At 64.9% G+C, this 13,705-nt stretch carries 12 protein-coding genes; 8 read left to right on the top strand and 4 right to left on the bottom strand.

The features are described from left to right. Positions 1-123: 123 nt before the first annotated feature. A complete protein-coding gene (locus BMI90_RS04570; protein ID WP_078526446.1) occupies positions 124-1,029 on the bottom strand; it encodes a hypothetical protein in 906 nt (301 codons plus the stop codon). A 93-nt stretch (positions 1,030-1,122) separates the two neighbouring features. Here BMI90_RS04570 and hslV point away from each other — a divergent pair, with 93 nt between their 5' ends. From hslV to BMI90_RS04555, 3 genes are all read left to right on the top strand, one after another. Continuing rightward, positions 1,123-1,680, top strand: a complete 558-nt coding sequence (hslV, locus tag BMI90_RS04565) for an ATP-dependent protease subunit HslV (RefSeq protein WP_078526444.1) — start codon at positions 1,123-1,125, stop codon at positions 1,678-1,680. 64 nt (positions 1,681-1,744) lie between these two features. Then, a complete protein-coding gene (gene hslU / locus BMI90_RS04560; RefSeq protein WP_078526442.1) occupies positions 1,745-3,052 on the top strand; it encodes an ATP-dependent protease ATPase subunit HslU in 1,308 nt (435 codons plus the stop codon). Positions 3,053-3,172: 120 nt separating this feature from the next. Then, the gene (locus BMI90_RS04555) at positions 3,173-4,201 is read left to right on the top strand and encodes an alpha/beta hydrolase (protein WP_168172717.1); all 1,029 of its coding nucleotides are present in this window, start codon (positions 3,173-3,175) and stop codon (positions 4,199-4,201) included. Here BMI90_RS04555 and BMI90_RS04550 read toward each other — a convergent pair. The 3 genes from BMI90_RS04550 to BMI90_RS04540 are packed head-to-tail and all read right to left on the bottom strand — an operon-like array spanning position 4,198 to position 6,340. After that, positions 4,198-4,791 carry a Smr/MutS family protein gene (locus tag BMI90_RS04550; RefSeq protein WP_078526438.1) on the bottom strand — a complete coding sequence of 198 codons (594 nt, stop codon included), beginning with the start codon at positions 4,789-4,791 and terminating at the stop codon, positions 4,198-4,200. The genes BMI90_RS04555 and BMI90_RS04550 overlap by 4 nt on opposite strands. Then, positions 4,788-5,747 carry an MltA domain-containing protein gene (locus BMI90_RS04545; RefSeq protein ID WP_245794971.1) on the bottom strand — a complete coding sequence of 320 codons (960 nt, stop codon included), beginning with the start codon at positions 5,745-5,747 and terminating at the stop codon, positions 4,788-4,790. Before BMI90_RS04545 ends, BMI90_RS04550 begins: the two co-directional genes overlap by 4 nt. Next, the gene (locus BMI90_RS04540; protein ID WP_078526436.1) at positions 5,681-6,340 is read right to left on the bottom strand and encodes a Tim44/TimA family putative adaptor protein; all 660 of its coding nucleotides are present in this window, start codon (positions 6,338-6,340) and stop codon (positions 5,681-5,683) included. The genes BMI90_RS04545 and BMI90_RS04540 overlap by 67 nt, the downstream gene beginning before the upstream one ends. A 118-nt stretch (positions 6,341-6,458) precedes the next feature. Here BMI90_RS04540 and BMI90_RS04535 point away from each other — a divergent pair, with 118 nt between their 5' ends. The 5 genes from BMI90_RS04535 (at position 6,459) to BMI90_RS04515 (ending at position 13,698) form a co-directional block, all read left to right on the top strand. Further along, positions 6,459-6,956, top strand: coding sequence for an FxsA family protein (locus BMI90_RS04535; RefSeq protein WP_078526433.1), 498 nt, complete (start codon positions 6,459-6,461; stop codon positions 6,954-6,956). A gap of 58 nt (positions 6,957-7,014) precedes the next feature. Further along, on the top strand, positions 7,015-7,515 hold the full coding sequence (gene secB, locus BMI90_RS04530) for a protein-export chaperone SecB (RefSeq protein WP_078526431.1): 501 nt from the start codon (positions 7,015-7,017) through the stop codon (positions 7,513-7,515). 142 nt (positions 7,516-7,657) lie between these two features. Further along, the gene (idi, locus tag BMI90_RS04525) at positions 7,658-8,182 is read left to right on the top strand and encodes an isopentenyl-diphosphate Delta-isomerase (protein ID WP_078526429.1); all 525 of its coding nucleotides are present in this window, start codon (positions 7,658-7,660) and stop codon (positions 8,180-8,182) included. Positions 8,183-8,332: 150 nt separating this feature from the next. Beyond that, positions 8,333-10,090, top strand: a complete 1,758-nt coding sequence (locus tag BMI90_RS04520; protein WP_246831495.1) for an autotransporter assembly complex family protein — start codon at positions 8,333-8,335, stop codon at positions 10,088-10,090. Then, positions 10,090-13,698 (top strand): translocation/assembly module TamB domain-containing protein, encoded by a 3,609-nt coding sequence (locus BMI90_RS04515; RefSeq protein WP_078526424.1) that lies wholly within the window; start codon positions 10,090-10,092, stop codon positions 13,696-13,698. Before BMI90_RS04520 ends, BMI90_RS04515 begins: the two co-directional genes overlap by 1 nt. The last annotated feature ends 7 nt before the right edge of the window (positions 13,699-13,705 follow it).

Raw genomic sequence — 13,705 nt, 5'->3', positions numbered from 1 at the left:
AAGAGGGCGCCCGGGGTGGCGCCCTTTTTCATTGAGTGATTGCTTTCGCCCGGAACAGCCGCGACACGGCCCGGGCGAGCTCTGCCCGCCATTCTCCATCCATGACAAAAGCGTTTTAGCGGCTCAGATCGGCCACCCGCAGGCACGCAGCTGCTCGCGCAACCGCTTTTCGAACTCCGGTCGCCCCGCGTTCAGCGCATTGAGTTGCAAGAACCAGTAGAGGTAGCGCGCGACGGGAGGCGTCTGGCGCAGTTTTTCGAAGGCAGCCTCGATCCCGTCGCGCGGCACCGATCCGGCGATGTGATGAAAATCCGACAGCCCGAACAGCACCGCCGGTTTGCGCAGGAAGAACCCCTCGAGTGCCAGTGCGCTATTCTGCGTGACCACGAATTTGCAGCGCGGCAGCAGGTCGAGCGAGCCGCCGCTCTGGAAGCGGAAGCGCGGGAACCGGGCGCTTAGCGCTTCGAGTGCAGCGATCTCAGCCGGTTTATAGCTCTCGCGAGGATGCAGAGTCGCCACGACCGGCCCCTCATGGCGGGCGATCACCTCCTCGATCATCTGCACTGGGCTCACCGCCTGGAAAGAGCGGTGATCGAGCAACCGCCCTTGAAGCGGAATGAAGGCCAGATTGTCCTCGTCGCTCGGAATTATGCCGGGATAGAGCCTGTTTTTTGTCGCCGAGAAGAACTTTTGTGCGGCCTCGCCGTCAATGTCATTCGCGACGAACGTCGCCTTTGCCACAGGCCAGTCCCAACGTTCGGCGACGCGCTCCACATGCCAGAACGCCCCGAGATAGGTGCGCCGGCAGGTCAGGGCGCGCTCATGTGTGGGCGGCTCCATCCGAAACAGTGCATAGCCAGGTTTGTCGGGTGCTTCGCGCCGCGCCTCGGGGCCGGTTTCATGCAGGGAAACCGTCCAGTCGGCTTCCTCCACCGCCCCGATCAATCGCTTGAAAAAGTTCTGCGATCCCTCCCGAACCTGGGCGAGGATCCAATCGTCGAGATAGATCGAGAGATGCCGTTCGGTCATGGCGCGATGCTAGCCTCGGGCCGGGGAACGGGCAAGCGGGGTTGCAGCGCCGCGTTCGGGGTTACATATCTTTTGCGCAAACGGAGGAACGACATGGCCGAAGAGAAATTCCCGGGCTGGCACGGCACCACGATCGTCGGCATCCGCAAAGGCGGCAAGGTGGTCGTCGCGGGCGACGGACAGGTCAGCCTTGGCCAGACCGTCATCAAGGGCACCGCGCGCAAGGTGCGCCGCCTCAGCCCCGGCGGGCACGACATCGTCGCGGGCTTTGCCGGTTCGACCGCGGACGCCTTCACCCTGCTCGAACGGCTGGAGAAGAAGCTCGAGGCCGCGCCCGGACAGCTTGCCCGCGGCTGCGTGGAGCTGGCGAAGGATTGGCGCATGGACAAATACCTGCGCAATCTCGAGGCGATGCTGATCGTCACCGATGGAAAGGACCTGTTCGTTCTGACCGGCGCAGGCGATGTGCTCGAGCCCGAGCACGATATCGCCGCGATCGGTTCCGGCGGCAATTATGCGCTCGCCGCTGCGCGCGGGCTGATGGAGACCGATCTCGATGCCGAACAGGTCGCGCGCCGTGCGATGGCGATCGCGGCCGATATCTGCGTCTATACCAACGGCAATCTGACGGTGGAGACGATCGGCGGCTAAGCCGGTCCACGCCCTTCAAGACATTCCCGGCATGCCTCGCCTGCCGCACCCCACGGAGCACTCCATGACCGATCTGACCCCCCGCGAAATCGTCTCGGAACTCGACCGTTTCATCATCGGCCAGAAGCACGCCAAGCGCGCCGTGGCCGTGGCCCTGCGCAATCGCTGGCGCCGCCAGCAGCTGCCCGATGACCTGCGCGACGAGGTTTACCCGAAAAACATCCTGATGATCGGCCCGACCGGCGTCGGCAAGACCGAGATCTCGCGTCGTCTGGCGAAACTCGCCCGCGCACCGTTCCTGAAGGTCGAGGCCACCAAGTTCACCGAAGTGGGCTATGTCGGCCGCGATGTGGAGCAGATCATCCGCGACCTGATGGATGTCGCGATGGTCGAGACCCGCGAATACATGCGCGAAGAGGTCAAGGCCAAGGCACATAAGGCCGCCGAGGATCGCGTGATTTCGGCGCTGGCGGGCTCGGACGCGCGCGCGGGCACGCGTGACATGTTCCGCAAGAAGCTCCGCGATGGGGAGCTTGACGACAAGATCATCGAGCTCGACGTGGCCGACGTATCCGGGGGCATGCCGATCGGGATGATGGGCGGCCAGCCGGGGATGGAGAGCCAGATGCAGGGCCTTCAGGACCTGTTCAAGGCCTTCGGCGGCAACCGCACCACCCGTCGCAAGATGACCGTTTCGGAAAGCTATGAGGTCTTGATCTCGGAAGAGGCCGACAAGCTTCTGGACGACGAGACGGTGAAAACGGCCGCGCTCGAGGCCGTGCAGCATTCCGGCATCGTCTTCATCGACGAGATCGACAAGGTCACCGCCCGGGCCGAGACCCGTGGCGCCGATGTCAGTCGTGAGGGCGTGCAGCGCGACCTGCTGCCGCTCATTGAGGGCACGACCGTCTCGACCAAATACGGTGCGGTGAAGACCGACCATATCCTGTTCATCGCCTCGGGGGCGTTCCACATCGCGAAACCCTCGGACCTGCTGCCCGAATTGCAGGGCCGCCTGCCGATCCGGGTAGAATTGCAGGCGCTGACCGAGGAAGACTTCACCCGCATCCTGTCGGAAACCGACAATGCGCTCACCCGCCAGTACCAGGCACTGATGAAGACCGAAGAGGTCGAGGTCACCTTCACCGAGGACGGGATCGCCGCGCTCGCCCGCATCGCCGCAGAGGTCAACCGCTCGGTCGAGAATATTGGCGCGCGCAGGCTCTACACCGTCATGGAGCGCGTCTTCGAGGAGCTGTCCTTCACCGCGCCGGACCGGGGCGGCCAAAGCGTCACCGTCGATGCGGCTTTCGTGGAAAACGAGCTGGGCGATCTCACTCGCGACACAGATCTGAGCCGTTACGTCCTCTGAGCTCTGGAACCACGCTGCGGCTCTGCTATCCTCGGCCCCGAAAACTCGGGGCCGGGTATGGGTCGATTACTGGTTGTCCTCTTTTTGATCACGCTCTCCGCCTGCGCTCCCCGCGGGCGCTTGGCCTATCTCGACCACCCCGACCCGCAGGCGCGCGCGATTTTCGTGGGGTCCACCCGTGCTCCCGATCCCGTCACCGGCCAACCCTTCGGCTTCGAACGCAGCCCCGAGCTGCGTCTGGCGAGGTTCGACGTGGCCACCCCGCCTGATCGCCAGACTGCGCAGATCGACTATCCCACGACCGGTGGCACACCCACCGATCCCAAGACGCAATTCATGATCTCGCAGGCACAGATCGACCTGCCGCGCGCGCAATTCCAATCCGAGCTGCGCACGGCCCTTCGCCAGAACAAGGGCGAGGCGGTGGTGTTCGTGCATGGTTTCAACAATTCCTTCGCCGAAGGGCTCTACCGCATGGCGCAGATGGGTGAGGATTTCGACCTGCCCGGCGTGATGGTCCATTACGCCTGGCCCTCGCGGGCGAATGTTCTGGGCTATGCCTATGATCGGGATTCGGTACTGTTTGCGCGCGACGGGCTTGCGGAGCTGCTCGGGGATCTGCGCGCAGCCGGGGCGCGCCGTATCATGCTCGTGGCGCATTCGCTGGGTACGGAACTGACGATGGAGGTGCTTCGCCAGGAGGCGATTGCGCATGAACAGGGTCTGTTTTCAAGTCTCGGCGGGGTGATCCTGATCTCGCCAGATATCGCGGTGGATGTTTTCCAGACCCAGGCCGACGCGATCGGCACGCTGCCTCAGCCCTTCGTGATCTTCACCTCGCAAAAGGACCGCGCCTTGCAGCTTTCCGCGCGGCTGACCGGGCAAAGCGACCGGCTCGGCAATCTCGAGGATCTCAACCGGATCGCGCGCTACAAGGTCACGGTGGTCAATGTCTCGGCCTTCAATACCGGGGATGGGCATTTCAACGTGGTGACCTCGCCGGAACTGATCCGGCTGCTCGACAGCACGGGCCAGATCGCCAAGGTGCTCGAGGGGGATCAGCGCGGGCGCACCGGGCTCGGGCAGGCGGTGATTCTGACCGTGGAGAATGCGACCCAGATCGTGTTGGCCCCGATCTCGGGCGGTTAACGCATCCGGCGCAGATAGACGTAATAGGCGCCCGATCCGCCGTGCTTCAGATGCGCCTCGCTGACCTGCATGACGGCCGGAGCCAGCGGCATCAGCCGCAGCCAATGCGGCACCTGATGGCGCAGCACCCCCACGCGGCGCGGAATCGGCCCGTCATCGTCGCCGCGCTTGCCCTTGCCGGTGATCACCAGCACCAGTCGCTTGCCATGGCTTTGGGCGTTCAGGATGAAGCGGATCAGCTCGGGATGGGCCTCTGCCAGCGTCATCCCGTGCAGGTCGAGCGTGGCCTCGGGTTTCATCTTGCCGCGCGTCATCGATTTGTGCGACTTGCGGTCCATCACCACCGGTTGACGGGCAAGATTTTCGCCCGGTCCGGAGGCGAGGTCATGGCGCGGCGCACAGGGTTTCGCATGCTGGCCCAGTTGGAAGCCGCGCAGCTCGGGCCGGTTGGGTTTGGGCTTGGCATTCGGGGCCAAAACAGGCTCTGTTTCGGCAGAATCCGGCTTTTCCGGGCGATAGCGTTGCGTCGATGCGGCGACGCGATCCCAGAGTTCGCGCTCCTCGGGAGAGAGCTTGCGGCGCTTGCTCATGCGCGCCTCCGCAGGGCGATCATCCGGCCCTTCGTGTTGATCGCTCCCGCGATACGGCCCGCCTGCGGTCCCGAGCCCGTGAAGATATCCCCGCGCCCCGCGCCCTTGATCGCCGAGCCGATATCCTGCGCCACCATCAGCCGCTGGCCAAAGCCCGGGCAATCGATCCAGACCGGGCTGCCCAGCGCCACCACATCCGGGTCAACCGCAAGCGAGCGCCCCGCGCTTACCGGTCGCCCCGTCGCGCCAAGGGGACCGCTTTCCTCGGGCAGGTCGAGTACGCGGAAGAACACGAACGAGGGGTTGTGATTGAGCAGCGCCTGCACTTCGCCGGGGCTCTCATGCCCCCACTGACGGATGCGATCGGGAGTCATCTCCTCGACAGGCGCCACCCCGCGCGCCACCAGTTCCTTTCCGATGGAGCGATAGGGGTGGCCGTTCTTGCCGTCATAGCCAAGCCGCAGGCTGCCGCCATCCTCGAACCGGATCCGCACCGAGCCCTGCACCTGCGCCAGAAACGCCTCGATCGGGTTGTCGAGCCAGACGAGTTCGAGCCCTGCCAGCAAATCGCCCTCGACGATCTCGACACGGGTGAACCACGGCTTTTCAGACCCTATTCCAGCGGGTTTCGCATAAAGCGGATAGGCAAAGCGCGCGGATTTCTCGCGCGCGCCCTGCAGTTCCGGTTCGTAATATCCGGTGAAATGGGCCGTTCCCTCGGCGGCAATCTCGACCGGTTCGAACAGCGCCTCGAAAGCGGCTTTCGCATCATCCGTCGCGACCGGAGCGAGCCCGCTCAGATCGGCCGTGACGCAAAACGCCGCCCAGGCGGCGGCGTGATCGTCCCGGTCCCAGCCGGGAATATCGCTGAAGGCCAGCGCCACCGGGCTCAGCCGCCCGTCGCGACGAGCTGCCAGTTCGGATCGTTGGCGCCCATCGTGCGCGCGAAGGTCCACACGTCACGCTGCTTGCGCGGCGTCTTGGGATCGCCCTCGACCACCTCGCCTGCGGCATTGCGCGCGACCGAGATGATCTCGGCCCCGAAGCGCACCGTCACCTCGGCCTCGTTGGTGGCATGATCGAAATCGGCATCGCTGAGGACCAGTTCGCGCAGGCCGAGGAACTCCGCCTGAACGTCGAGCCCCTGTTCCTTGCGCGCCTCCACAGCCGTCTCGAAGGCCTCGTAGACGTCGGGCGACAGGAACGGCTTCACCTTTTCAAGATCGCCGGTCTCGAAGGCCATCAGGATCATCTCATAAGCGCCGCGCGCACCCTGCAGGAACTGCGAGACGGAGAATTTCGGCTCCACGCGCTTCATCGCGGCCAGCGCGACCGCCGCGGTCGAGCCTTCGGGCACATGGTCGATGATATCGTGGTCGGGCCCGCCCTCGATCACGTCGAAATCGCGCTTCGGCGCGGGTTCGGGCGTTGTTTCGGGGATGATCGGCTTCTCATAGCCCTCACGCGTGCCGAGCACGCTTTTCAGCTTGAGAATCAGGAAGATCGCGATTGCCGCGAGAACTATAAGCTGGATAACGGCACCGGACATCGAGACCCCGAATTTCTTGCTGTGTTTGTCGTTTGGTCGTTGGGTACTTATGTAGGGCCTCGACAGGTTCAAGTCCACTGGCGCGCCCATGCGTCGCGGACGAACGAAAGAGGATGCAATGTGGATCTTTCTGGCCTTCGTGGCCGTCCCGCTGATCGAGATCGGGCTGTTCATCAAGGTGGGCGGTCTGATCGGGCTCTGGCCGACGCTGGGGATCGTGCTTCTGACGGCGATCATCGGCACCTCGCTGGTGCGCCGCGAAGGCGCGCGCGCGATGAACGACCTGCGCGACTCGCTCAATGAACTGCGCGATCCTTCCCGCCCGCTGGCGCATGGGGCGATGATCCTCGTCGCCGGGGTGCTGCTGCTCACGCCGGGGTTCTTTACCGATGCGGTGGGGATCTTGCTGCTGATCCCGGGCATCCGCGACTGGGTGATGAAACAGGCCGCAGGCCGCGTGAAGGTGACGCGCTTCGAGATGGGCGGAGCCTATCGCACCACCGCCTATGACAATCGCCAGCCCAGCGATCCCGAGATCCTCGATGCCGAAGAGGCCGAGGAGATGATCCATCGCCGGCCGCCGTCCGATGGCCCCTCCGGCTGGACCCGTCATTGAGAATTGAGGCGCGGGCGGCAGGGTGCTAAACCCCTCCCAGACAATTCTGGAGAGGTCCATGACGGAAGAAGCAAACGGCGCGGCCACGGCCGAGCAGTCCCAACTGCGGATGAACATTCTCGCGCAATTCGTGCGCGACATGTCCTTCGAGAACAACGTCGCCCTGAAGGGGCTCCAAACCGCCGACGTCCAGCCCGAGATGCAGGTGCAGGTGAGCCTCGACGCGAAGAAACGCGCGCAGGATCACCAGTACGAAGTGATCACCAAGTTCAAGGTCGTCTCGACCAACAAGGCCGACAATTCGACCCTCTACCTGCTCGAACTTGATTACGGCGGGATCTTCCATGTCGAGGGCGTGCCGGAGGATCAGCTCCATCCCTTCCTGCTGATCGAATGCCCGCGTCAGCTCTTTCCCTTCGTGCGCCGCATCGTCTCGGATGTGACCCGCGATGGCGGCTTCCCGCCCTTCAACCTCGAGATCGTCGATTTCGTCGCGCTCTACCGCAACGAACTGGCGCGTCGCCAGCAGTCCGAAGCGGCCGGTCAGACGCTTTCGTGAGCGCCTGACACAATCGTGAGGGTCCGGAGGCGCGGCATGCTGCCTCAGGGACAAGCTGACGCCGTGACTCGACGCGGTCTCAGCCCCATCTTTGCCCCGTGCCCCCGGATTCCCCGGCGCGGCACGGGACGCAAGGTTACAGATGGGACAGATCCAGGCATGGATCGACGGCGAATTGGCGCCGGTCGAGTTGATGGAAGCGCATCGGAAAGGGCTTCGCCACAGGGCGGTGTCCATTTTCGTCATGGATGGAGAGAAGATCCTTCTCCAGAAGCGTTCCGCCAATAAGATCCATTCCCCCGGCCGCTGGTCCAACACCTGTTGCAGTCATCCCGACTGGGGCGAGCGCCCCGAACAATGCGCGATGCGGCGCCTGCGCGACGAGCTGGGCATCGAAGGGCTCTATCCCGCCCATGCCGACCGGGTCGAATATCGCACCGAGGTCGATGGCGGGCTGGTCGAGCATGAGGTGGTCGACGTCTACATCGCCTTCGCACGCCCCGGCATGGCGATCACGCCCGATCCGAACGAGGTTTCCGACACGCGCTGGGTGGGCCTTTACGACCTCGCCGCCGAGGTCAAACGCCACCCTGATCGGTTCTCGAGCTGGCTGCGGATTTACATGGAAAAGCACATGGAGCGGATCCTCCCGACGCTGATCTGCTGACGGCGGAGTTTTTTCGCCGATCCAGAGGTTTTGATGGGCGGAAGGTTGCGCCCGCTCTGGCCATTCCACCCGAATACTGCGAGTTTGGCGCTGATTGTCCGGGGGCGCGAAACGATGGCATCCAAGCGAGTTCGAGTTTTTCTGTTGAGTGTGACAGCGCTGGTTTCTCTGTCCGCGCCCGCCTTCACATATGATCTGAGTTTTCAGACCCCGGGCGCAGAATCCGGTCTGAAATCGGCGCTCGAGGGCGCCTCTCTCCTCGTTCAGAACAAGGATGCGAAGGGCAAGGATGGGCAGGATGTGCTCGCCGCCGCGCGCGCCGATTACAACCGCATCGTCTCGACGCTGTTTGCGCAGGGCTATTACTCGGGTGTCGTCTCGATCAAGCTCGACGGGCGCGAGGCGGCGAATATCCCGCCGCTCGACGCGCCTGCCAGTGTGACGCAGGTGACCGTCTCGGTGACGCCGGGGCCGATTTTCCACTTCTCCCGTGCCGCGATCGGTCCCCTCGCGAAAGGCACCGACCTGCCCGAAGGCTATGCGCCGGGTCAGGTTGCGCAATCGGGGGTGATCATCGACGCGGCCAGCACCGCCACGACGAAATGGCGCGACGAGGGTCATGCCAAGGCGCAGGTCGCCGCACAGGATATCGTCGCCGATCACCGCGCCAACACCCTCTCATCCGAGATCCGCATCGCGCCCGGCCCGGTCGTGACCTTCGGCAAGCTCGAGACCTCGGGCAACAAGCGCCTGCGCACAAAGCGCCTGCGTGAGATCGCGGGCTTCCCGACCGGCGAAGTCTATGACCCGAAGAAGCTCGACGAGGTGCAGGCGCGGCTCCAGCGTACCGGCATCTTCTCCTCCGTCGCGGTGACCGAGGCGAAGGTTCTCAACCCCGATGACAGCCTCGATGTGAGCCTTGCCGTGGTCGAGCAGAAAAAGCGTAAGATCGGCGTCGGGGCAGAGCTCAACAGCACCGACGGTCTCGGGCTTTCGGGCTATTGGATGCATCGCAACCTCTTCGGGGGCGGTGAGCGTTTCCGCATCGATACCGGGGTGAGCGGGATCGGCGGGGCGACCGGCGGCATCGATTATTCGATCGGCGCGCGGATCGACCGTCCGGCGACCTTCAACCCCGATACCAACGCCTATGTGACGACCGAACTCAGCCACAAGAACGAAGACGATTACGACGAGGATGCTTTCGATATCGGCTTCGGTCTGACGCGCATCTTCTCTGACAAGCTCACGGGCGACATCTCGATCAATTACGGCTGGTCGAAGGTTACCGACAGCAGCGGCGAGACGATCTTCCGCCAGGTGTACCTGCCCACCAAGCTCACCTGGGACGACCGCGACAACAAGATGGACCCGACAAGGGGCTATTACGTGCAGGCCGGGGTGACGCCCTTCTTCGGGCTCGACCAGAACACAGGGACGGGAGCCCAGCTCACCGGCGACCTGCGCGCCTACAAGAGTTTCGGCGAAAGCAAGCGCTTCGTTCTGGCGGGCCGGTTGCAGCTCGGCAGTGTCGTCGGCGCCGACCTCGCAGAGACCCCGCGCGACTACCTGTTCTACTCCGGAGGCGGTGGCACGGTGCGCGGCCAGCCCTACCAGTCTCTCGGCGTGACTGTGCTCGATGGCGGCACTCTGACGACGGGCGGGACCGAATTCGTCGGCATCCAGAGCGAGGCGCGTTTCGGCATCACGAAGAACATCGGCGCGGTGGCCTTCTACGATTACGGCTATGTTTCGGGCGGCGGCGAGAGCGGCTCGCAGGCCGGTGCGGGTCTGGGTGTGCGCTACAAGACCGGGATCGGCCCGATCCGCCTCGATGTCGGCTTCCCGGTTTCGGGCGGCACCGGCTCGGGCGCACAGATCTATATCGGTATCGGGCAGGCTTTCTGATGAAACGTTTCGCGCTCCTCTTCGCTTTCTGCCTGACCCCGCTGATCGCCGGCGCGCAGGACACCACGCCCCCGACAGATGCCGGGGCGGGCGCCGCCACGGCCGAACAGACCGCGCGCGACCGTTCCTATCTGACCGGGCTGATCGAGGATAACCTTTCGGGCGCGGGGCGCACGGTGCGGCTTGACGGGTTCGCGGGCGCGCTGAGTTCGCGCGCGACCTTCACCCAGCTCACGATCTCCGATGCGGGCGGGGCGTGGATCACGATCAAGGACGGCGCGATCCAGTGGAACCGCACGGCCCTTCTGAGCGGCAAGATCGAGATCGACGAGCTGTCCGCCGCCGAGATCGACCTGCCGCGCCTGCCCGGTGCGCAAGCCAGCGACGGCACCCCCAGCCCCGAGGCGAAACCCTTCGCGCTCCCCGATCTGCCGGTTTCGGTGAATATCGGCAAGATCGACGCGAAGAAGGTGATCCTCGGCGCACCGATCCTCGGGCAACCCGCGACGGTGAAGGTCAGCGGCTCGATGTCTCTGGCCGGGGGCGAGGGCAAGGCCAAACTCGCGATCGACCGGATCGACGGGGAAAAGGGCACCTTCTCGCTGACGGCCTCCTATGACAATGGCTCGCGCGAGCTGGGCCTCGATCTGCTTGTCGACGAGGGGCAGGGCGGCATCATCACCAAGCGCATCGGCCTGCCGGGCGAACCGCCGATGACGCTCGCGGTTTCGGGCAGTGGCCCGATCGACGATTTCACCGCCGATATCGTGCTGAGCACGCAGGGCCAGCAGCGCCTCGCCGGACAGGTGACGGTGAAAAAGGCTGTGCCGAAAGGCGCCCCCGAAGGCGCGCCCGCCCAGACCAGTTTCTCTGCCGCTTTCGGCGGTGACGTGCGCCCGCTTCTGCCCGAAGAGTACCGCGCTTTCTTCGGCGAGGAAGTCGCGCTTGTCGTGACCGGCAGCCGCAGCGCCTCGGGGCAGACCCAGATCAAGGGGCTCGACCTGAAGTCGCGCGCGCTCCAGCTGAGCGGCTCTGCGCTGATCGGCACCAACAACATGCCCGAGAAATTCGAGCTGACCGGCCAGCTCGGGATTGGCGACGGGCAGGAGGTTCTGCTGCCGCTGTCGGGCACGAAGACCTGGGTGCAATCGGGCACCATCAACCTCGCCTATGACAAGGCGCAGGGCGATGGCTGGAGACTTTCGGGCAGGCTCGACCAGCTGCGCCGCGAGGACGGCACGAAGATGCTGACCGCCAACCTCTCGGGGTCGGGCCGCATCCGTCAAAGCGCGCCGCCCAGCCTCGGCGGCACGGTGCTCCTTGGCCTCAACGGTCTCGAATTCTCCGATCCCGCACTCAGTGAGGCCGTCGGCCCCTTCGCCACGGCCAAGGCGGTGTTCTCCTGGCAACAGGACAAGCCGCTGCGCCTCTCGCAGCTTTCGCTTCTGGGGCGCGACTATCGCGCCGACGCCAATCTCACGATCTCCGATCTCGACAAGGGCGTGACGATCAAGGGCAAGGCAGAGGTCAATCATGCGGATCTGGGCGTGATCTCGGGCTTGGCGGGCCGCACGCTTTCGGGCAAGGCGCAGGCCTCGGTCGCCGGCAGCTACACGGTGCTGACCGGTGCCTTCGATGCCGATCTCAATGTCGTCGGTCAGGACATCACGATCGACCAGCCCCAAGCCGACCGCGCGCTCGCGGGCCGCTCCGAGATCATCGCTTCGGCCAGACGCGACGAGACCGGCCTGACGCTCGACCTGCTCGACGTGAAGACGGCCGCGGGCACGCTTCAGGCGCAGGGCAGTTTGGCGAGCGAGGACGGCAAGCTGACGGCGAAGCTGAGCGCGCAGGATCTCTCGATCCTTGGCGGTGGCTATCGTGGCGCGCTTGACGCGGATGCGACCGTCACCTTCGCGGGCGAGACCTACACGCTCAAGCTCGACGGGACGGGCCGTTCGCTCGCGCTCGGTCAGGCCGAGGCCGACAAGGTTCTGGCTGGCACGACCAAGCTCTCGCTCCTGGCCGATTATACTGCGGGCCAGATCCAGCTCCGCGACCTGCAACTCGACAACCCCCAACTTGAGGTTTCGGCCAAGGGGACGGCCGGGGAGACCGGGCGCACGCTCGATCTGGTCACCCGCCTGTCCAACGCGGCGCTGTTCGCGCCGGGCTTCGCCGGACCGGTGAACCTGTCGGGCACGATTGGCGACGATGGCAAGGGCTATGACCTTGCCCTCTCGGGCTCTGGTCCGGGGGGCACGGAGGCGAAGGTTTCGGGCCGCGTCTCGTCCGATTTCGGCGATGCGGATCTGAGCATCACCGGTCAGGCCCAGACCGCCCTGGTCAATGCCTTCATCGAGCCGCGCTCGCTGCAAGGCCCGCTCAGCTTCGACCTGCGGCTCAATGGCAAGCCGGGTTTGTCGGCGCTCTCGGGAACGGTCAGCGCGAATGGCACCAAGATCGTCGCGCCCAATCTCGGCATGGTGCTTCAGGACGTGAATACCACGGTGAACCTCTCGGGCGGGTCGGCGCAGCTCGATCTGAACGGACGGCTCAGCACCGGCGGGTCGCTGAGCGTCAGCGGGCCAGTCGCGCTTTCCGCGCCCTATGACGGCAATCTCACGATCCGCCTCGATCGCGCGCGGCTGCGCGATCCCGAGCTATACGACACCCGCGCCTCGGGCACGATCACGATGGATGGGCCTCTTGCGGGCGGCGCGAAGATCGCTGGGCTGATCACGCTCGAGGATACCGAACTGCGCGTGCCCTCTTCGGGGCTTGGCGGCGGGGCGGCGGTGCCTGAGGGGATGACCCATGTCGGCGAAAGCACGGCGGTGCGCCAGACGCTGAACCGGGCGGGCCTGCTCTCGACGAAACCCGCCGATGCGGCGGGAGCAAAGGCCGGTCCGTCCTATCCGCTCGATGTGACGATCGCCTCGACGCGCGGGATCTTCGTGCGCGGGCGCGGCCTCGATGCCGAACTCGGCGGCAGCCTGCGCGTCACCGGAACCACCTCGGACGTGATCCCGATCGGGCAGTTCAACCTCGTGCGCGGGCGTCTCGACATTCTCGGTCAGCGTTTCACGCTCGATCAGGGCAAGATCGCGCTGCAGGGCGCGCTCGTTCCCTGGCTGACCTTCACCGCGACCACGAGTCAGGACGACTACACGATCTCGATCAATATCGAGGGCCGCGCAACCGAGCCGAACGTGACCTTCACCTCCTCGCCCGAGCTGCCGCAGGACGAGGTTCTCGCGCGGCTCATCTTCGGGCGCTCGATCGAGAATCTCTCGGTGTTGCAAGCCGCGCAACTGGCCTCGGCCGTGGCGACGCTGGCGGGCAAGGGCGGCGAGGGGATCATCGGAAACCTGCGCAAGAATTTCGGGCTCGACGATCTCGACGTATCGACCGATGCCGAGGGCAACACGCAGCTCAAGGTCGGGAAATATCTCACCGACAATATCTATACCGATGTCACGGTGAGCGGCGACGGCACCTCGCAGGTCAATCTCAATCTCGACGTGACGAAGAACGTGACCGCGCGCGGATCGGTCGACTCCGAGGGGCAGAGCACGCTCGGCGTCTATTTCGAGCGCAACTACTGATCGCATA

Source organism: Thioclava sp. L04-15 (assembly GCF_002020275.1).
In the GTDB taxonomy this organism is placed as follows: domain Bacteria; phylum Pseudomonadota; class Alphaproteobacteria; order Rhodobacterales; family Rhodobacteraceae; genus Thioclava; species Thioclava marina.
The sequence above is the reverse complement of the archived record's forward strand: the minus strand, read 5'-3'. Positions and strand labels throughout refer to the sequence as shown.

Bases quoted from the DNA above. Each gene is read 5' to 3' on its own strand.
- BMI90_RS04570 (WP_078526446.1), bottom strand. From the start codon at position 1,029: ATGACCGAACGGCATCTCTCGATCTATCTCGACGATTGGATCCTCGCC.
- hslV (WP_078526444.1), top strand. From the start codon at position 1,123: ATGGCCGAAGAGAAATTCCCGGGCTGGCACGGCACCACGATCGTCGGC.
- hslU (WP_078526442.1), top strand. From the start codon at position 1,745: ATGACCGATCTGACCCCCCGCGAAATCGTCTCGGAACTCGACCGTTTC.
- BMI90_RS04550 (WP_078526438.1), bottom strand. From the start codon at position 4,791: ATGAGCAAGCGCCGCAAGCTCTCTCCCGAGGAGCGCGAACTCTGGGAT.
- BMI90_RS04540 (WP_078526436.1), bottom strand. From the start codon at position 6,340: ATGTCCGGTGCCGTTATCCAGCTTATAGTTCTCGCGGCAATCGCGATC.
- BMI90_RS04535 (WP_078526433.1), top strand. From the start codon at position 6,459: ATGTGGATCTTTCTGGCCTTCGTGGCCGTCCCGCTGATCGAGATCGGG.
- secB (WP_078526431.1), top strand. From the start codon at position 7,015: ATGACGGAAGAAGCAAACGGCGCGGCCACGGCCGAGCAGTCCCAACTG.
- idi (WP_078526429.1), top strand. From the start codon at position 7,658: ATGGGACAGATCCAGGCATGGATCGACGGCGAATTGGCGCCGGTCGAG.
- BMI90_RS04515 (WP_078526424.1), top strand. From the start codon at position 10,090: ATGAAACGTTTCGCGCTCCTCTTCGCTTTCTGCCTGACCCCGCTGATC.